The sequence below is a fragment of the Granulicella tundricola MP5ACTX9 genome, from assembly GCF_000178975.2.
GTDB lineage: Bacteria > Acidobacteriota > Terriglobia > Terriglobales > Acidobacteriaceae > Edaphobacter > Edaphobacter tundricola.
In genome coordinates, this window is record NC_015064.1 from 2,586,270 (window position 1) to 2,603,662 (window position 17,393).

Annotated in this window: 16 protein-coding genes; 7 read left to right on the top strand and 9 right to left on the bottom strand. The window is 61.3% G+C overall.

The genetic code is table 11. The features are described 5' to 3' along the window. Window positions 1-14: 14 nt before the first annotated feature. From ACIX9_RS10995 to ACIX9_RS11005, 4 genes are all read right to left on the bottom strand, one after another. Window positions 15-1,025 (bottom strand): hypothetical protein, encoded by a 1,011-nt coding sequence (locus ACIX9_RS10995; protein WP_013580563.1) that lies wholly within the window; start codon window positions 1,023-1,025, stop codon window positions 15-17. Between the two features lie 72 nt (window positions 1,026-1,097). Beyond that, window positions 1,098-1,325: a YdcF family protein gene (locus ACIX9_RS23775; protein WP_013580564.1), complete on the bottom strand. Its 228-nt coding sequence runs from the start codon at window positions 1,323-1,325 to the stop codon at window positions 1,098-1,100. 12 nt (window positions 1,326-1,337) lie between these two features. Then, window positions 1,338-1,703 (bottom strand): YdcF family protein, encoded by a 366-nt coding sequence (locus tag ACIX9_RS11000; RefSeq protein ID WP_013580565.1) that lies wholly within the window; start codon window positions 1,701-1,703, stop codon window positions 1,338-1,340. Continuing rightward, window positions 1,703-2,740, bottom strand: a complete 1,038-nt coding sequence (locus ACIX9_RS11005; protein WP_013580566.1) for a M20/M25/M40 family metallo-hydrolase — start codon at window positions 2,738-2,740, stop codon at window positions 1,703-1,705. Before ACIX9_RS11005 ends, ACIX9_RS11000 begins: the two co-directional genes overlap by 1 nt. A gap of 61 nt (window positions 2,741-2,801) precedes the next feature. Between ACIX9_RS11005 and ACIX9_RS11010 the strand changes: the two genes are divergently transcribed. Next, entirely contained in the window at window positions 2,802-3,491 is a 690-nt protein-coding gene (locus ACIX9_RS11010) for an alpha/beta hydrolase (RefSeq protein ID WP_013580567.1), read from the top strand. A 99-nt stretch (window positions 3,492-3,590) separates the two neighbouring features. Here ACIX9_RS11010 and ACIX9_RS11015 read toward each other — a convergent pair whose 3' ends face one another. Beyond that, entirely contained in the window at window positions 3,591-4,412 is an 822-nt protein-coding gene (locus ACIX9_RS11015) for an alpha/beta fold hydrolase (RefSeq protein WP_013580568.1), read from the bottom strand. Window positions 4,413-4,668: 256 nt separating this feature from the next. Between ACIX9_RS11015 and ACIX9_RS11020 the strand changes: the two genes are divergently transcribed. From ACIX9_RS11020 to ACIX9_RS26435, 3 genes are all read left to right on the top strand, one after another. Beyond that, entirely contained in the window at window positions 4,669-7,632 is a 2,964-nt protein-coding gene (locus ACIX9_RS11020; protein ID WP_013580569.1) for an ATP-binding protein, read from the top strand. 131 nt (window positions 7,633-7,763) lie between these two features. After that, window positions 7,764-9,191, top strand: a complete 1,428-nt coding sequence (locus ACIX9_RS11025) for a sigma-54-dependent transcriptional regulator (protein ID WP_013580570.1) — start codon at window positions 7,764-7,766, stop codon at window positions 9,189-9,191. Window positions 9,192-9,255: 64 nt separating this feature from the next. Beyond that, a complete protein-coding gene (locus ACIX9_RS26435) occupies window positions 9,256-9,870 on the top strand; it encodes a TIR domain-containing protein (protein WP_013580571.1) in 615 nt (204 codons plus the stop codon). 179 nt (window positions 9,871-10,049) lie between these two features. Here the strand turns inward: ACIX9_RS26435 and ACIX9_RS11035 are convergent, their stop codons facing one another. Then, window positions 10,050-10,424 (bottom strand): energy transducer TonB, encoded by a 375-nt coding sequence (locus ACIX9_RS11035; protein WP_013580572.1) that lies wholly within the window; start codon window positions 10,422-10,424, stop codon window positions 10,050-10,052. A gap of 139 nt (window positions 10,425-10,563) precedes the next feature. On the opposite strand from ACIX9_RS11035, the gene ACIX9_RS11040 reads away from it, so the two are divergent. Both ACIX9_RS11040 and ACIX9_RS11045 read left to right on the top strand, forming a co-directional pair. Beyond that, on the top strand, window positions 10,564-10,815 hold the full coding sequence (locus ACIX9_RS11040) for a hypothetical protein (RefSeq protein WP_041597058.1): 252 nt from the start codon (window positions 10,564-10,566) through the stop codon (window positions 10,813-10,815). Window positions 10,816-10,852: 37 nt separating this feature from the next. Further along, the gene (locus ACIX9_RS11045) at window positions 10,853-11,827 is read left to right on the top strand and encodes a formylglycine-generating enzyme family protein (protein ID WP_013580573.1); all 975 of its coding nucleotides are present in this window, start codon (window positions 10,853-10,855) and stop codon (window positions 11,825-11,827) included. Window positions 11,828-11,837: 10 nt separating this feature from the next. Here ACIX9_RS11045 and ACIX9_RS11050 read toward each other — a convergent pair whose 3' ends face one another. Together ACIX9_RS11050 and ACIX9_RS11055 are read right to left on the bottom strand one after the other, a co-directional pair. Next, entirely contained in the window at window positions 11,838-12,872 is a 1,035-nt protein-coding gene (locus tag ACIX9_RS11050) for an LLM class flavin-dependent oxidoreductase (RefSeq protein WP_083808432.1), read from the bottom strand. A 75-nt stretch (window positions 12,873-12,947) separates the two neighbouring features. After that, window positions 12,948-14,171 (bottom strand): hypothetical protein, encoded by a 1,224-nt coding sequence (locus ACIX9_RS11055; RefSeq protein ID WP_013580575.1) that lies wholly within the window; start codon window positions 14,169-14,171, stop codon window positions 12,948-12,950. Between the two features lie 410 nt (window positions 14,172-14,581). Here ACIX9_RS11055 and ACIX9_RS11060 point away from each other — a divergent pair, with 410 nt between their 5' ends. Next, window positions 14,582-15,322 (top strand): SDR family NAD(P)-dependent oxidoreductase, encoded by a 741-nt coding sequence (locus ACIX9_RS11060; RefSeq protein WP_013580576.1) that lies wholly within the window; start codon window positions 14,582-14,584, stop codon window positions 15,320-15,322. A 36-nt stretch (window positions 15,323-15,358) separates the two neighbouring features. Here ACIX9_RS11060 and ACIX9_RS11065 read toward each other — a convergent pair whose 3' ends face one another. After that, window positions 15,359-17,380: an amidohydrolase family protein gene (locus tag ACIX9_RS11065; RefSeq protein ID WP_013580577.1), complete on the bottom strand. Its 2,022-nt coding sequence runs from the start codon at window positions 17,378-17,380 to the stop codon at window positions 15,359-15,361. Window positions 17,381-17,393 lie beyond the last annotated feature (13 nt).

Here is a 17,393-nt window from a genome sequence, read left to right on the forward strand (position 1 = left end):
GGGACGCAGGTGCCCTACCGCCGCCCCCCATGCCCCACCGGCCCTCGCCCGATAATCACATGCGTATGCTCCCGAGTCACCCGAATCCTGCACCCCAGCGGATCCACCACACCCCCACAAGTCCGTTCCCGAACCCCAATCCAGGCCACCTGATCCGCCCCGATCATCCACGCCGTAGCGTTCGTCGCATAGTGAACTTGATCTAAGTAGTAAGCCGCCTGTTCATCCGCATCAGCAGCGTCCGCATTCAACTCCTCGCAGTCCCCCGCCGGAGCCACCATACCATCTGCGGGCGAGCAGTAGTCTTCATCATGCTCCAGCAGCACCCTCTTATTCTTGCCCGTTAAAAAGTACTGCGTCGTCACCGTAGGCACGCGAGATTCATTCTGCCACTCAGCCATATCCTGTCCAAACACCGGCGGCAGCTCGCTCATCGCCACCTGGTCCTCCTTGATCTGTTTCGAATAAATCGCCAGCGTAGGCGTAGGCTCCCCGTTCGTTGGATGAAAGTAGAACCCACCCAGCGCCACCCCGTCCTGCATGTCGATCCACACAAACCCACGCCCACTCAAATAAGGCCCACCCAACCCCGACACCACCACGTACCGTCCATCCCGAATCCGCACCGGTACCCGCGAATCCTTCATCACCATATCCACCGCCTCATCCAGCGGCATGTCCTTGCCGTAATGAAACATGCACCCTGGCAGCACATCCTTGAGCACCTTCTTGAACTGCTTGTCATGTATCAGGTCCTTCGCCGGAGCCCCGTCATACTGTTTCAAAAACGCCAGATCCGCCACCGGAAACGTCTTCAAGAAGATTGTCTTGTCATAGCTGGACTCCGGCTCGATCCGGACGATCGGAGCACCTGTCTGCTGCACCGGCGGAGCCTCCATATGGCTCTGAGGAGCCTGCGACGCCGAAGGCGCATCCTGCGCCCAAACCATTCGCCCCCCCACGAGCAGCGCCAACACAAACATTCCCAAAGCCTTACGACCCAGCAGACCAAGGCACACATTCATAGCGAAGAAGACTCCCAATCCCAGCAGAATTGCTCGAATTGTACCCTCGCCCGTACCGCCCGCAATCTGAATTTATCGAGGCAGAAATGGTGTAGGCGCAAAACCGAACCAGCGCAACACCGCAGTCGCCGCCATCTCGCGTGCGTAATAAAAGTAGTTCCGCCCCACGCTCAATTCCACGGGGTTCGGCGCGGCATGCGTCCGCCAGCCAAACTTGTATCGCTCCAGGATCAGCCCCGTCCGCGGCAGATGGCTTGCCGAGCTCACCACCTCCGCGCTCGTCCAGCCATGCTGTTCCATAATCAGATTGCTTTAATAGATGTTCTGGATCGTATTCATCGCCCTACCCTCAACGATCACATCCTCCTGCGGAACCCCGGCCTCGATCGCCACCTTCGCCATCGCCTCGGCCTCCACAAACTGGCTGTGCGCCGCACCCCCCGATACGATGATGTGGCCCGCCCGCCCCGCCATCAGCTCCCGCACCGCCTCCATCACCCTCGCCGTCTGAATCTTGGAAGCCTTCCCGTCCGGCGCGGTCGGCCATCCCAGCACAATGATCGTGTCGAAGTGCGTCGCGTCCGTATTGTGGGTAGGCATCGCCTCAAATGTGACCATCGCGGCGATCACCGCCAGCGTCATGACAAAGAGAAACAGCCACCCCAGTCGCTTCACCATCAGCTCCTCACCAACTCCAGCGCCAACTCTACATAAAGCCCCACCGCATCCACCAGCTCCTTCTTCGAGATCTTCTCATCTGGCGTATGCGCCACATGGATCGACCCCGGCCCCAGCAAAAACGGCTCCCCCCAGTTCGTCAGCGAAGGAATATCCGTCGTAAACTTCGCCACCATCGTCGGCAGATTCCCCACCTTCCTCATCCGCACAAACGGCAGCTCCAGCGAAAAATCCACCACACACCGCCCATCCACCGCCTTCACGATCGCCGCCTTCGTCTCCTCCGCCGGCCCCACAAGCCGAATCAGCATATGCGCCTCAGCCGCGTCGGCAATCACATTCGGAGCCCGCCCCCCGGAGATCAACCCCACGTTCGCGGTCGATTCCCCAATCCCCTCCACATACGGCAGCGGCAGCGCCTGAATATCGTGCAGCGCCTCAATCAACTTATCGATCGCCGACTCCCCCAGTTCCGGATAAGCCGAATGCGCCATCTTCCCCTTCGCATAAAGTTCCACCCGCAACGCGCCTTTACTAGCCAACGCCAGCCGGCTATCCGTAGGCTCCCCATTGATCAGAAATCGTGATCCCTTCGCCAACCCATTCGCCACCGCCGCACCAGCCGAGTCACGTTCCTCCCCAACAACAAACAGCATCCCAACCTTCACCCCAAGCTCTCTCAGCCGCTCCGCCGCAGCCACCTGCGCCGCAATGATCCCCTTCGCATCACAAGTCCCCCGCCCATACAGATACTCCTCATCCTCCCGCAGCGGAACATAAGGAGGCACCGTATCCATATGCGTAGAAAGCACCACGTCAGCGATCTCCCCTGTCATCCCCGCATAAACATTGAACCGCTCCCCCCCACACTCAGCCCCCGGAGTCCCCACAGCTGGCTTCGGCACCTCCTGCCGCTCCACCGCCCACCCCATCCCTTCCAGCAGCTCATGCAGAAACACGCCCGCCGGATACTCATGATAAGTAGTCGATTCAATCCCCACCAACTGCCTCGTCAACTCCACCGCATCAATAGCCATACCCCAAGCATAACTGCCCCTCACTGCATTTCACTGCCCCATACTGCCTTACACTGCCTTTATGCCTTTCCCCTCCCAGGTCCGCACCCTAGAAGACCTCCGCGGCCCCGTCGGCCGCCTGGAAGCTATCCTCAACACCGGCTCACCCGACGCCCCCTACGCCGCCGTCATCGGCCACCCCCACCCACCCTCCGGCGGCACCATGCACAACAAGGTCGTCTATCACGCCATGAAGGCCTTCACCCACTTTGCCCTGCCCGTCCTGCGCTTCAACTTCCGCGGCACCGGCCTCTCGGAGGGCGCACACGACGAAGGCCGGGGCGAGGTCGAAGACGTCCGCGCCGCCGTCGATTACCTCCACCGCCTCACCAGCAAGCCCATCCTCTTCGCCGGCTTCTCCTTCGGCTCAAACGTAGGCCTCCGAGCCTGCTGCGGCGACCCCCGCGTCCAAGGCCTCGTAGGCCTCGGCCTCCCCATCCGAGCCGCCGAACGCGACTACCGCTACGACTTCCTCCCACACTGCATCGCCCCCAAGCTCTTCATCAGCGGAGACCACGATCAGTTCTGCCCCCCGGACATCCTCGCCGAACTCATGAAGACCGCACCACTCCCCTGCCAGACCGTCATCATCCCCGGCGCCGAGCACTTCTTCCAGGGCATCCCCACAGACCCCAAACCCAAACTGGACCAGATGCAGCAAGCCCTCCGCACATGGCTGGAGGGCACCTTCCAACTTCAATCGCACTCATAGTTTTTTGGTTTGTCATCCCGCAGCGAAGCGGAAGAATCTGCATCTCGCTCAACCACCGCGCTCGCTAGTCCATAGGCCCTGGGCTCTAGGCCCTGTACTTTAGCCCCTCAACCACTCCCGCATAGCCGCATTACAAACCTCCGGCCGCTCCGCAAATGGCAGATGCCCCACGTTCGGAATCACCATCAGCCGGGCACCAAGCGCCTCTGCCAGCCGCTCCCCGGACCTCACCCCCACAGCAAAATCCTGGTCGCCCCAGATCAGCAGCGTTGGCACCTTTGCCACCTCCGCCAGCCTGCTCCGAAGCACCCCCATATCGCTCCACCACTGCCGCAGAATCCCCAGCATATGTTCAACGGACTCGCGATTCAGCCCATCCGTATAGCTCGCCAGCGCCTCCGGCGTCACTCGCCGCTTATCCACATACATCCGCCGATGAGCCACGTCATGCGCCAGCCGCGGCAGCCTTGGAATAATCCGCGCAAACGTCTGCCCCACCCGTGTGTTGTAGAACTTGACCAGCCCCCGGCAAAGCTCGCAGAACGGATTCGCCGGCGCAAACAGCACCAGCTTCCTCACCCGCTCGGAGTGCCGAGCAGCCAGCATCATCACCACCGCCCCACCATGCGAGTGCCCAGCCACATCCGCATCCACAATCCCCAGCGCGTCCATAAACGCCGCAACTCGATCCGCCGTCGCAGCCATCCCAGCATCCAGACCGCGAACCCGCTCCGACTCACCCATATTCGCCAGGTCCAGCGCATACACCGTCGCATCCCGCGACAAAAACTCAATATTCTGATCCCAGTTCCGTGCCGAGCCCACCAGCCCATGCACCATGATCAGCGCAGGTCCACTCCCACACTGCTGGTAATGCACACGCACCCCACCCACAACAACCGACTTGTCCTGCGTCTGCATTCCCCAATGTTACAGGACTGTGAACGTCTTGAAATGATCAAAACGCATCGGCGCTCCCACGTTTGGTCTACCAACTCCCCGAATAGGGCATGGCTTTTGCACGGCTTTCCGTGCATTCCGATGCACTCAATATGGAACAACCATCTATGATTATCTGTATACAAACCTGATTCGGCCTGCAATGCAGCCTTCGTTCCTATAGAAACACCGCACCAGGTTTGGACCCGAACGTGCATACGCCCACTCCAGCAACGCAATGAAGAACGCCGCTCAAACACGGATTCTCGCCATCATCCTGGCCGTCGTGACCTTGGGAGCGTGCGTCCTTGCCGGCGTCAACTTCTCTGCGGAATCCAACTACAACGTCCCCACCGACGGCATCTGGTGGCTCGAAACCAACGGCGGCCTCTGCGCCCAGCAGGTCCCCGTAGACTCCCCCGGCCAGCGAGCCGGCGTCCGCGCCGGAGATGTCCTCATCACGGTGGACGAGCGCCCCACCCTCGCCCTCGCCCCCTTCATCCACCAGCTCTTCCGCGACGGCACCTACGGCCGCGCCACCTACCTCATCGCCCGCCCAGCCAAACGCTGTCAGCTCCAGCCTTCCTCCACCAAGTTCGACATCCAGGTCATCCTCGAACCCACAGACCGCTCCATCAACTATGGTCTCCGCATCATCGGCGTCGTCTACCTCCTCATCGGCCTTTACGTCCTCTTCCGCCGCTGGACCGCCCCCAAATCCACCCACTTCTACGTCTTCTGCCTCGTCAGCTTCGTCCTCTACGCCTTCAAGTTCACAACAGAGCTGGACACCTTCGACTGGATCATCTACTGGTCTAACGTCGTCGCCACCTTCCTCCAGCCTGCGCTCTTCCTCCACTTCGCCTTTACCTTCTCGGACACCGCGCCTGACCCGGCCCATCGCACCCGCCGCGGCATCCTCAGCACCTTCCTCTATCTTCCCGGCCTCTACCTCCTCGGCCTCCAGATCGTCTCCATCGTCCACTGGTCCGCAACCGAGGTCCTCAAGCACCGTCTGGACAAGATCGCCCTCGCCTACATGGCGCTCTATTACGTCGTAGCCGCCGCGCTCTTCTTCATCCGCGCCCGCAGCTCTGAAAACCCGCTGGAACGCCAGCAGCTCAAGTGGCTCACCCGCGGAACCCTCGTCGCGGTCATCCCCTTCACGCTGCTTTACGTCCTGCCCTTCCTGCTCGACTACGCCGTCCCCGCCCCCGTAGCCAACTTCGTCCGCCTCGCCCTCATCATCCTTCCCCTGACCTTCTCCTGGGCCATCGTCCGTTACCGCCTCATGGACGTCGATCTCATCTTCAAGCGCGGCGTCACCTATACCCTCGCCACCGCCGCTCTCGTCGGCCTTTACTTCGGCGTAGTCGCCGTCTCGGCGGAGATGGTACACACCCGTCTCCCATCCCTACGCGTCTGGGGTCTGCTCGCCGCCATCGTCGCCACCGGCCTCATCTTCGATCCCCTCAAGCGCACCATCCAGGCCCGTGTCGATCGCGTCTTCGACCAGAAGCGCTTCGACTACCGCGAGACCCTCATCGACTTCGGCCGCTCCCTCAACTCCCAGACCGATCTCCGCGCCCTCGTGGACTCCGTCGTCGAGCGCCTCCCCCAGACCCTCCTCGTCACTCGAGTAGCCGTTTTCCTCGCCTCAGAGCCCGACGCCGACAACCGCCCCGCCCCCAAGCCCACCTTCGAGCTCGCAGCCTCCCACGGCCTCACCAACCTTCAGGCCCAGGACCTCCGCGCCCTCGACATCCGCTTCCTGGACTTCGACGCCCTCGACGCCAACTCCCACCTCTTCCTCGAAAACCCCCAGCAGGTCCTCCGCCTCCCGGAGGCCCAGCGCGAGACCGCCCGCCGCCTCGACCTCAACTACTACCTTCCCTGCCGTGTCGCCAATCGCGTCGGCGGCGGAACCCGCACCGTAGCCATCATCGGACTCGGCCGCACCGGTGACGGCGACTTCCTCTCCTCAGAGGACATGGAAGTCCTCGAATCCCTCGCCGGCTACATCGGCATCGCCATCCAGAACGCCCAGCTCTATAAGTCACTAGAATCCAAGATCAACGAGTTTGAACGCCTCAAGGATTTCAACCAGAACATCGTCGAATCCATCAACATCGGCATCTTCGCCGTAGACCTTGAAGACAAGATCGAGTCCTGGAACGCCCAGATGGAGGTCCTCTTTGCCCGCCCGCGTTCCGAGGCCATCCGCCGTCATCTCTCGGAGATCCTCCCTTCAGACTTCCTCGCCCGCTTTAACGCCATCCGCGGCGACGGCACCGCCCACGGCACCCACACCCTCTACAAGTTCCGCCTCGCCCTACCCACCGGCGAAACCCGCACCGCCAACATCGCCATCGCGCCCCTCCTCACGCGAAATCTTGACGTAGTCGGCCGCATCATTCTGGTCGACGACATCACAGACCGCATCCAGCTTGAAACCCAGCTCACCCAGTCTGAAAAGCTCTCTTCCATCGGTCTCTTGGCAGCGGGAGTAGCCCACGAGGTCAACACTCCCCTCGCCGTCATCTCCAGCTACACCCAGATGCTCTCCAAGCAGCTTCGCGACGACGTCCGCATCGCCCCGGTCCTTGAAAAGATCACCCAGCAGACCTTCCGTGCGTCCGAGATCGTCAACGGCCTCCTCAACTTCTCCCGCACCTCCGGCGCAGAGTTCGTCTCCATCGACCTCAACCAGCTCCTCCGCGACTCCGCCATCCTCCTCGAGCACCAGTTCAAAACCGCCCGCATCCGCCTCGACCAGGAACTAGCCCCCGACCTCGCCCGCATCCAGGGCAATCAAGGCAAGCTCCAGCAGGTCATCCTCAACCTCATGCTCAACGCCAAGGACGCCATGCAGGGGACGTCCACCGGCCTCATCACCATCGCCACCCGCAACGAGCACGATCAGGTCATCCTGGAAATCCGCGACACCGGCTCTGGCATCGAGCGCGAACATCTCCACCGCATCTTCGACCCCTTCTTCACCACCAAAACCAATCCGCAGCCCGGCCAGCACAAGGGCACCGGCCTAGGCCTGGCCGTCTCCTACGGCATCCTCCAGGAGCACGGCGGCAAGATCACAGTAGACTCAGAACCCGGACAAGGCACCACCTTCCGCCTCGAAATTCCCGCAACCGAGTCCCCAAACAAAACCCCCGTCTACGCCACGAGTCAAACCAGAGCCTAGAACAAAGCCACCGGCACCAACGTTGTTGCCTGTTCTTACAAAATCACTTGCCGTTGCCTGTTCTATCCGCTTTTATTCCGTTCTTATCATTTTATCCTCGTTACGCCTTGCTCTCGCCTTAAGGATCGCCGATGCCCCAAGCTTTAACCGCACCACCCACCAACGCGACCGCCGCAGACCTCATCCGCATCCTCATCATCGACGATGAGCCCAGCATCCGCGAGTCCCTCGAGACCCTCCTCATCCTCGAAGGCTTCCACGTCACCCTCGCCATCGACGGACCCAACGGCCTCGACACCCTCTCCCACCAGGACTTCGATCTCCTCCTCCTCGACCTAGCCCTCCCCGGCGAATCCGGCATCGATCTCCTTCCCCGCATCACCGCCATGCACCCCCACCTGCCGGTCATCATGATCACCGCCTTCGGCACCGTCAACAACGTGGTCGACGCCATCCGCGCAGGCGCAGAGAACTTCGTCCAGAAGCCCTGGGACAATGAAAAGCTCCTCGCCGATATCCGCTCTGCCATAGCCCGCCATCGCGCGGAAGCCGAGGTCATCCAGCTCAAGCGAACCCTCAAGCAGCGCTACAACTTTGAAAACATCATCGGCAAGTCCGAGCCCATGCTCCGCCTCTTCGACACCGTAGCCCAGGTAGCCCCCAGCCGCTCCACAGTCCTGTTGCAAGGCGAGTCCGGCACCGGCAAAGAGCTCATCGCCAAAGCGATCCATCAGAACTCCCCCCGTCGCGACAAGCCCTTCATCCCCGTCAACACCGGCGCAATCCCCTCAGACCTGCTCGAGTCCAGCCTCTTCGGCCACGTCAAAGGAGCCTTTACCTCCGCAATCTCCGCCAAGAAGGGCCTCTTCGAAGTAGCCAACGGCGGAACCCTCTTCCTCGACGAGATCGGCACCATGTCCATGGACATGCAGGCCAAGATCCTCCGTGTCCTGCAAGACCGTCGTTTCATGCACCTCGGCGGCACAACGGAGCTCCAGGTAGACGTCCGCATCGTAGCCGCCACCAACGTCAACCTCCAGCAAGCCGTCAAAGATGGCCGCTTCCGTGAAGACCTCTTCTATCGCCTCAACGTCATCACCCTGGAACTCCCGCCCTTACGCCAGCGCCGCGAAGACGTCCCTCTCCTCGCCCAGCACTTCCTCAAGTTCTACGCAGAGGAAAACGGTACAGAAGCCCCCAGCCTCTCGCCCGAAGCCCTCCGCGTCCTCATGGACTACGAGTGGCCCGGCAACGTCCGCGAGCTGGAAAACGCCATGGAGCGCGGCGTAGTCCTCTCCACCACCCGCACCCTCACGCCAGACCTGCTCCCATCCCAGCTCACCGGCGCAACCTACACCGCATCCCTCCTCGACCAGCGCCCCGATGCCAGCCTCTTCGACGTCATGGAAGACATCGAGCGCCGCATCATCGCCGACCGCCTCGAGCGTTGCCACTGGAACCAGACCGAAGCCGCCGAGTTCTTCAAGATCCCCCTCAGCACCCTCAATCAAAAAATCAAGCGCCTCAACGTAGAGATCAAAAAGCGCCCCCGCGACTAACAATTGATCTGTTTCGGTTATCCTCTCCCCAGACGCAGTCCGAATCACCTGATACTGGAGAGCTATGTCGACAAAGATCCTGATGAGTTTTGCCATGGCGAACCAAGGAGCAGCCTTCGCCAACTGGCTGCGCGATAAGCTTATGAAGCATTACAGTCTCTACGCGGTTGACGACGTTTACATGGACTCCGTCGTCGCCCGTTCCGGCAACACTCGCCACGCCACGTTCAGAGAGGATTTTGTCGGCGATGCCCCAGCCGGCACCGCCTCCGTCACACCAGACCGCAGAGATCACATGCGTTCCCCCACCGGAGCCATGCCCATCGGTGCCGCGCGTGCAGACTGGAACACCCTTTACAAAAATGCCATGCGCGAAGCCCAGATCATGCTCTTCGTCTACACAGAGGAGTACAACGACAGTGTCTACTGCATGCAGGAGCTAGGCCAGTTCCACATGGAAAACGGCCGCCGTCGCCGCGCCCATCTCCCCATCCTTCGCGGCGTCGTCCTCCAGTTCAATCCTGGCAATCTCTTCGGCATGAACCAGACTCACGTCACCCGTATTCCCGTCACCAGGACCAACGGCATGCGCATGGGTCTCGCCTGGGATCACGGCGACTTCATCCTCAGCCCGCCCCACCTGCAACTCCTCACTACGACCCTCGGCCCGTTGATCTAGCGCTACCTCGCCACGACCAGCGAGCGCTTCTCCGCGCAGGTCTCCTCGTACGGCGCATCATCACGAAAGCATGAGCCAGCCCATGGAGACACTCGACCACATCGATCGCGGAGCACTCCTCACCATTCAGGAAAAGCGCTTCCGTCTGGCTCAGCTACCACTACGCTCTCGGAACTAGCCTACTTATCCAACGAGTAGTTCGCCGTAATAGTCGTATCCACCGCCACCGTATTCCCATTCAGCACATAAGCCTCATACGTCCACTGCCGCACCGCCTCCAGCGCGGAAGCGATCAGGATTCCAGGCCCGCTCACCGCATTCAGATCCTTCACCGTCCCATCCGCCCCAATCACCGCATGCAGCACCACTACTTCGGAAATCTTCTTCTCCCGAGCCTCCGGCGGATACACCGGGTCCACCTTCGTCATCGCCCGTCCCGCCATCACCCCACCTGAAACCCGAATCACATGCTTCGGCATATCGACGCCCTGCTGCGCACCCGCACTCAGCACCATGCCACACATCAATAACAATCCAAAGATAGCTTTCTGCATCGAACACCCGCCTTCTTCTTACTTGGATGCGCTGAAGCTTCCATAAGCCATCGACGGAATAAAGCAGCGTAGGAGAGGCTCTTGCCTATCCTTCTCCTGGCAGTCTTCCGCTTCAACGCATCCGCCCGCCCATCACGCCATGCAGACCTCGACCCGAGCCCTCGGCGCACCCTCAGGCCTCTCAGACGAAGCCACCGCCGCCCTAGGCACCGACTGCGGCCTCATCTACGATCTAGCCCTCCACGGCGTCACCCCCACCGACATCCCCCATCTCGCTCGATCCGCCATGACCGTCACCCTCCTGCTTAAAAATAAGCCACGCCACTCTCCCAGGCAGATGCCGAGCAGATCTATCGAGAGTGCTTTGCCTGAACCAGCAGTGTTACCCTAAAGCCGTCTTGGAGCGAAGTACGGGGCCACTCTGATCCATGGAACAACAAGCATCCACGCCGAAGTGCTGCTGCACACCTCGAACCTCTCGCGTTCCGGAATCAGCCCCTAACAACCCTGCGCCTCTCCTCAACGGCCCTCCACCATCCCCAGACGCAAGCCGCATAATCTCCCTGCCCGGAGGAGAATTCCTCATGGGGACAGACTATGAGGAAGCCTTCGCAGCGGACGGAGAACGCCCCGTCAGGCGAGTCCACCTCAAACCGTTCCAGATCGACATCTACCCCGTCACCAACGCAGACTTCGCAGCCTTCGTGCAAGCCACCCACTACAAGACAGAAGCTGAGCTCTACGGCTGGTCGTTCGTCTTCATGAATCACATTCCGAAGTTACAGCGTGGCTCGCTTGTAACGGACACCGTGGCGGGAGCTGAGTGGTGGTGCCAGGTTCCTGGCGCTGTCTGGAATGCGCCGGAGGGACCGGGCTCCGACGTGGCACGGCGCTCCGATCACCCAGTCGTCCACGTCACCTGGAACGACGCACTGGCCTATTGCGATTGGTCAGGCAACAGGCTTCCCACCGAAGCCGAATGGGAGTACGCAGCCCGCGGTGGTCTCGTCCAGAAGCTCTATCCCTGGGGGAATCAGCTTCGCCCCAATGGAGAACATCGCTGCAATATCTGGCAGGGCACGTTTCCGCACGAAGACACGGCGGAGGATGGATACGCCGGCACGTCGCCCGTGAAGGCTTATCCCCCAAATGGCTTCGGCCTCTACTCCATTACAGGCAATGCATGGGAGTGGTGCATGGACTGGTTTGGAATTCCCGATTCTGTCGACACAGTGACAGAAGACCCTGTTGGGCCGCCGACGGGAACGGTCCGCGTCATGAAAGGCGGATCGTTCCTCTGTCACAAGTCATACTGCAATCGTTATCGCGTCGCAGCCCGCAGCTCCAACACGCCCGACAGCTCCACCTCGAACCTCGGCTTCCGCTGCGCCCGCTCCCTGTAACCACTTCGCCTCAAATCCCAAGAACCGTCGGCCGCACCGTCTCTCCCAGCAACCGGATCGCCCGCAGCACCTTCTCGTGCGGCAGCGCAGCCACGCTCATCTGAAACTCGAACCGGCTGATCCCCCCAAGCACCTCGTCATAGTACTTGACCCGAGACGCCACCCGCTCGGGCCCACCCACCGCCAGCGCTCCTGTATCCCCCAACAAGGCGTCGAACTGCCTCCGGGTCGTAGGTGGCCAACCACGTTCCTTTCCAATCTTCGTAAACGCCTCCGCATACCCCGGAAAGAAATCATCCGCAGCCTGCTGATCCGTCGCCGCAACATACCCAAGCGCATGCACTCCTACCTTCAGCGTCTCCGGCTTATGGCCAGCCCGCTTTCCAGCCTCACGGTACAGATCCACCAGCGGCCGAAACCGATGCGGCTCCCCGCCAATGATCGCCACCATCAGCGGCAGCCCCAGCATCCCCGCCCGTGCGAAGCTCTCCGGCGTCCCACCCACTCCAAGCCAGATCGGAATCCGTTCCTGCACCGGCCGCGGATACACTCCCTGCCCCGTCAAGGCAGCCCTGTGTTTCCCCTTCCAATGAACCGTCGTCGACTCTCGCAGCGCCATCAATAGATCCAGGTTCTCCGCAAACAGCGAGTCATAGTCCTTCAACTCCAGCCCAAACAGCGGAAAGCTCTCAATGAACGATCCCCGCCCCACCACCATCTCAGCTCGTCCCTTGCTGATCAGGTCCAGCGTCGCAAACTCCTGGAACACCCGCACCGGATCAGCCGCACTCAGCACTGTCACCGCACTGGTCAGGATAATGTTCTTCGTCCGGGCAGCCGCCGCAGCCAGCAACACCACCGGAGCAGAATCCAGATACTCCGCCCGGTGATGCTCCCCCAGCCCAAACGTATCCAGCCCCACCTCATCGGCCAGCGTGATCTCATCCAGCAGATCGCTGATCCGCTCCACACCACTCCTGGCCACACCCGTCACCGGATCAGGCCCAATCGCCGCAAAGCTGTCGCATCCAATCTGAATCGTCATCCATCCATTATCCCCGAGCCAACAGCGCGGCTCCACGTACCCTCCAGACGAGCAGGGTACGCGGGCAGCGCCGCCTTACCAGCCCTGGAAATAGTCTGTGTGGTAGATCCCGAGACATCCGGGAATCGGGCCGCAGACCTGGTTTGGATCTTCAAGCGGAACGAAGATTGCGTTGGTGAACGGATTTGCCGTTACAGAATGGGCGTTGGTCCCAGTCGGAACATTCTCGATCCACTGGTTCGTATCGGCGTTGATGACACCCAGGACAGGGGTGGCCTTCGTGGCAGCAGCGTTTGTGAAGAAATCACGCGAGCCCGTGTAATAACGGTGATTGCCCGGGTTATACCAGACCTCGTCTTCGCCCCCGACCTCCTTGATCCTGGCCACGATTGCGCCGGTCTTGTCATTGATCACGTAGGTCAGCGGAGTGAACGTAGCATCGGGCGCGGGGAACCCAGGATCGCAACCAATGAGGACGTTGTCCCCTGGCCCCTTGGCCATGCCCGCGGCCATGCACCGGTCAATGTGCTTGAAGATCTTCTCCACAGTGCCGCTCTTCGGATCGATCACCGCAACCGCTCCCAGATCCGTCTTGTCGCCGATCTGCGGAATGCTGATCAGAAACTTGCCGATGTTCTTATCGAAAAGCACGCTGCCGATACCGCCCGGCGACGCGTTTACCGTTCCATGCGAGCCATCGAAGGTGATCCGCTTGACGATCTTGAGCGTCTTCGTCGAGATCAGCGTAACGAATGCAGGAGCCGTGTCTCCGTTGGAAACAGCGACAAGGCCATCCGCGGGATCGTAGTCCATCTCATCCGCGCGTTGCGTGCCGCCGGTATCGATCACCGCAATCTGCGGCGGATTGGAGGGATTCGCGCGCAGGTCGAAGACCCGCACCGTGCTCGGGTAGTCGCCGGCCCAGAGCTGGTCACCCGCAATGACATTGCCGTTTGGTCCCGAGATGTCATTGCTCGCACCTACACCGGCAAAGACTGCCGGTGTCTCGCCGATGGGAATGCCGGTGAGACCGTCAAAGATGGCAACCGCCTTGGACGAGCGGCTGGAGAGGGTCATCAGTTGCGTCCGCTGATCGAAGCTGATGATGTCGAACGACATGAACGGCTTTGCGGCAGAGGTGCCGGGGACGGCGGTGGAGGCGTAAGGCACCACGCCGGGCCGCTGATACTGGGCGCGAACATCGTCTGGAACAAGGTAGAAGCTTGGAGTCTGGCTAAGAAGAGGTGCGACAGAAAAAAACGTTACTCCAAGTGCGAGAGCGCCAACGACAGTCTTCATGAAAGGAGTCCTTTGTTTCGATAGTCCGCGCACGCGGCGTTGAGGGTGGAAGGGAGTGGGGGGAATCCCTTTCAGGTAAGGCGAGGGTGTCAGACAAGGACTGCAGGGAAACAAGATGTTTGAACGTATCGGGAGCTGGCAGATCGATCGTCTGCCCGTGCCAGACGCCGATTCCCTTGAACAGCTCCGACACGCGCAACAGCATACGCGCGCTCCACTTCCACACGCAACCACATCTCCTATGTCCTTTGGTCACTGCTACTCTCACTCCAGCACAGAGAAGCGACCCCCTCCGAAAGTTCAAATCACTTCTTCCGACACGACATCCGATAGGCAGCTCAGGAAGCCGACCAAACCCGCAGGGGTTCAAGCGGCACCGGAACCTCCTGAGACTCGGAAAAGGAGCCATCATGTCGAAACTCAAGGACAAAATCGCACTCGTAACAGGCGCCTCACGCGGCATCGGAGCCGCCATCGCTAAACACCTCGCAGCCGATGGCGCGAACGTCGCCATCACCTACGCCAAAGACGCAACCGCAGCGGAAGCCGTCGTCAAAGCCATTGAAGCCCTTGGCCGCAAAGCCTTCGCCGTCCAGGCCGACGCCGCCGACCCCGTAGCCGTCAAAGCCGCCGTCGACCAGACCGTAAAGACCTTCGGACGCATCGATATCCTCGTCAACAACGCCGGCACCGCCATCCCCAAGCCCTTTGAAGACGCCACCCTGGAAGAGATGGACCGCGTCCTGGACATCAACGTACGCGGCATCTTCGCCGCCACCCAGGCCGCGTTGAAGCACATGCCCAACGGCGGCCGCATCATCTCCATCGGCTCCTGCGTCGGCGAGCGCAACTTCACCCCCGGCCTCGCCGTCTACGCAGCCACCAAGGGTGCCGTCAAGATGTTCACCCAGGGCCTCGCACGTGAGGTCGGTGACCGCGCCATCACCGTCAATAACGTCCAGCCCGGCCCCATCGACACAGACCTCAATCCAGCCGCAGGCGATTGGGCCGCACCCCAGCTCGCCAACACCGCCCTCCACCGCTACGGCCACGTCGATGAAGTCGCCGCCCTGGTCGCCTTCGTCGCCAGCCCTGAGGCCTCCTACATCACCGGAGCCAACCTCACCGTAGACGGCGGAACCAACGCCTGATCCCGGAAAGGGCCGACCCGAATGGTCGGCCCACCCTTACCGATGGAAGCCCACCGTAGCCCCCATCGCCTTACTGTCGTATATCCTGCCTTCAGTCACCACGCTCACCACCCGCCGCAGGTCGCTGATCTTCTCCGCCGGATTCCCCATCACCAGTACCAGGTCCGCCCGTTTCCCCACCGCGATCGTCCCCGAATCCCCCTCATGATGCATCACCCGGGCCGGCACACTCGTCGCCGATTGAATCGCCTGCATCGGCGTCATCCCCGCCTGCACATACAGCTCCAGCTCCCGGTCCAGCCCATACCCCAGCAGGTTCGTATCGCTCCCCGCCACGATCGGCACTCCCGCCTGGAACAGCGCGCCAATCACCTGCAGCTTGGCCACCATGCCGTCCTTGAACTTCGCCTCATCCATTCCCGCCACCCCGATGTTGTTGAACCGCCACGCCAGCGGAAACGGCGCAGCCTTCACCCCCGGCTCCAGCCCCCACGTCGGAATACTCTTCGGATGCCCGGCCATCTCGCCCCACCCAATCGTCGGGTCCACCACGATCTGCTTCGCCGCCAGTAACGCGATCAGCCGCTTCGCCCGGTCGGACTTCAGATCGTTCAGCACAAACGGCGCAGCCGACCACTCCGGCACCATCGCCTTCGTCACAAACTGCAGATGGTTGATCTGATCCATCCCATCCGCCACCCCCTCAAACGCATTCACCGCAGCCGGTACATGCCCCGTCACCGTCATCCCGCGCTTGTGCGCCTCTTCAGAGATCGCCCGCAGCACCTCCGGCTGTATCTGCGTATAGACCTTGATCTGGTCGAAGTGCGCGTCGGCATACATATCCACGACGCTCTTGCCCTCCTCCGCCGTCCCAGCCGTAAACAGCCCAAAGGCATCGTGGTTATCGCCATCTACCAACCCCGCCAGCAGAAGCCTCGGCCCAAGCTGATGCTCCTCCGCAATCGCATGACGCACCGCGATCAGAAACAGCAACTCCCCACCACAGTCCCGAGCAGTCGTAATCCCCGCAGACAAAAGCGCCGGCCCAAACTCCACACCGGAGTAGTGCGAATGCATCTCCCATAGCCCCGGCAGCACAGACTGCCCCTCCGCATGAATCACCTGCATTCCCGCAGGAACGGTTACAGCGCTCGCCGCACCCGCAGCCGCAATCCTCCCGTCCCGCACGATCACGACAGAGTTCTCAACCGGCACCGCACCCGTAGCGTCGATCAGCCGCGCACCCACAATTGCATAGCTCCCGGAGGCCTCCGGCTTCACCGCCCGCGTCAGCGTAGCCAGGTCCAGCATCTCCTGCCGGACCGCGCTTCCAAACAGCGGATCGAAGGCGGACTTGTACTCATCCAGCACCTCCTCCTGCGGCAGCCCTGCAGCGAACGTCATCACCCCCGCCAGGCGTTCGCGGTCGTTCATCCACAGGACCTCACGCCCAAACACCAGGTTCTCCACCGTGTACCGCGTCAGCCGAACCATCGCGCCCTTGATGTTGAACACATCATGCCCCACCGCCCGAATCTCCACCGGCAGAGCATCCGCGGAGGCGCGCATCAACACCAGCTTCTGCGGCCGCCCATGATGCAGCCAGTACCGCATCATCATCATCTGCGCCGCCGCAGGCATATTCGCAAAGCCCGGAAACGCCACCGCAGGCTTCGCAAACGAGCGCGTACTCTCGGCTTCATGAGCCGTCACCTGATCGCCGTTGATCTCAGTGACGGAAGCATGATCCACCGCCGCCGCAGTCGCCGTCGCGGGGGTAATCGTATGCTGCTCAAACCGGCTCGGCGCAAGGTCCGCCCGATACTCCAGTGTGGTCGTCGTCGTATGCTTCATCCCACGCTCAGACGTATTCGTCGTCACAGAGAGCTTTCGCCGCAGCCCAGTAGACGAGATCTCATACTCCTCGCTCCCAATGCTCCGCTCGATCAGGTGAACCCCATACACTCCGTGCTCCACCACACGCGGAGCCGCCTGACCGTAGAGACCACCGCCCGCAACGAGAACGCCAACCAGCATCAGAACCGAACAACGCATACGCAGGAAACCT

What these genes read in the sequence shown, in the direction of transcription:
- ACIX9_RS10995 (WP_013580563.1), bottom strand. Translation starts at nt 1,025, where the DNA reads ATGAATGTGTGCCTTGGTCTGCTGGGTCGTAAGGCTTTGGGAATGTTT.
- ACIX9_RS23775 (WP_013580564.1), bottom strand. Translation starts at nt 1,325, where the DNA reads ATGGAACAGCATGGCTGGACGAGCGCGGAGGTGGTGAGCTCGGCAAGC.
- ACIX9_RS11000 (WP_013580565.1), bottom strand. Translation starts at nt 1,703, where the DNA reads ATGGTGAAGCGACTGGGGTGGCTGTTTCTCTTTGTCATGACGCTGGCG.
- ACIX9_RS11005 (WP_013580566.1), bottom strand. Translation starts at nt 2,740, where the DNA reads ATGGCTATTGATGCGGTGGAGTTGACGAGGCAGTTGGTGGGGATTGAA.
- ACIX9_RS11010 (WP_013580567.1), top strand. Translation starts at nt 2,802, where the DNA reads ATGCCTTTCCCCTCCCAGGTCCGCACCCTAGAAGACCTCCGCGGCCCC.
- ACIX9_RS11015 (WP_013580568.1), bottom strand. Translation starts at nt 4,412, where the DNA reads ATGCAGACGCAGGACAAGTCGGTTGTTGTGGGTGGGGTGCGTGTGCAT.
- ACIX9_RS11020 (WP_013580569.1), top strand. Translation starts at nt 4,669, where the DNA reads ATGAAGAACGCCGCTCAAACACGGATTCTCGCCATCATCCTGGCCGTC.
- ACIX9_RS11025 (WP_013580570.1), top strand. Translation starts at nt 7,764, where the DNA reads ATGCCCCAAGCTTTAACCGCACCACCCACCAACGCGACCGCCGCAGAC.
- ACIX9_RS26435 (WP_013580571.1), top strand. Translation starts at nt 9,256, where the DNA reads ATGTCGACAAAGATCCTGATGAGTTTTGCCATGGCGAACCAAGGAGCA.
- ACIX9_RS11035 (WP_013580572.1), bottom strand. Translation starts at nt 10,424, where the DNA reads ATGCAGAAAGCTATCTTTGGATTGTTATTGATGTGTGGCATGGTGCTG.
- ACIX9_RS11040 (WP_041597058.1), top strand. Translation starts at nt 10,564, where the DNA reads ATGCAGACCTCGACCCGAGCCCTCGGCGCACCCTCAGGCCTCTCAGAC.
- ACIX9_RS11045 (WP_013580573.1), top strand. Translation starts at nt 10,853, where the DNA reads ATGGAACAACAAGCATCCACGCCGAAGTGCTGCTGCACACCTCGAACC.
- ACIX9_RS11050 (WP_083808432.1), bottom strand. Translation starts at nt 12,872, where the DNA reads ATGACGATTCAGATTGGATGCGACAGCTTTGCGGCGATTGGGCCTGAT.
- ACIX9_RS11055 (WP_013580575.1), bottom strand. Translation starts at nt 14,171, where the DNA reads ATGAAGACTGTCGTTGGCGCTCTCGCACTTGGAGTAACGTTTTTTTCT.
- ACIX9_RS11060 (WP_013580576.1), top strand. Translation starts at nt 14,582, where the DNA reads ATGTCGAAACTCAAGGACAAAATCGCACTCGTAACAGGCGCCTCACGC.
- ACIX9_RS11065 (WP_013580577.1), bottom strand. Translation starts at nt 17,380, where the DNA reads ATGCGTTGTTCGGTTCTGATGCTGGTTGGCGTTCTCGTTGCGGGCGGT.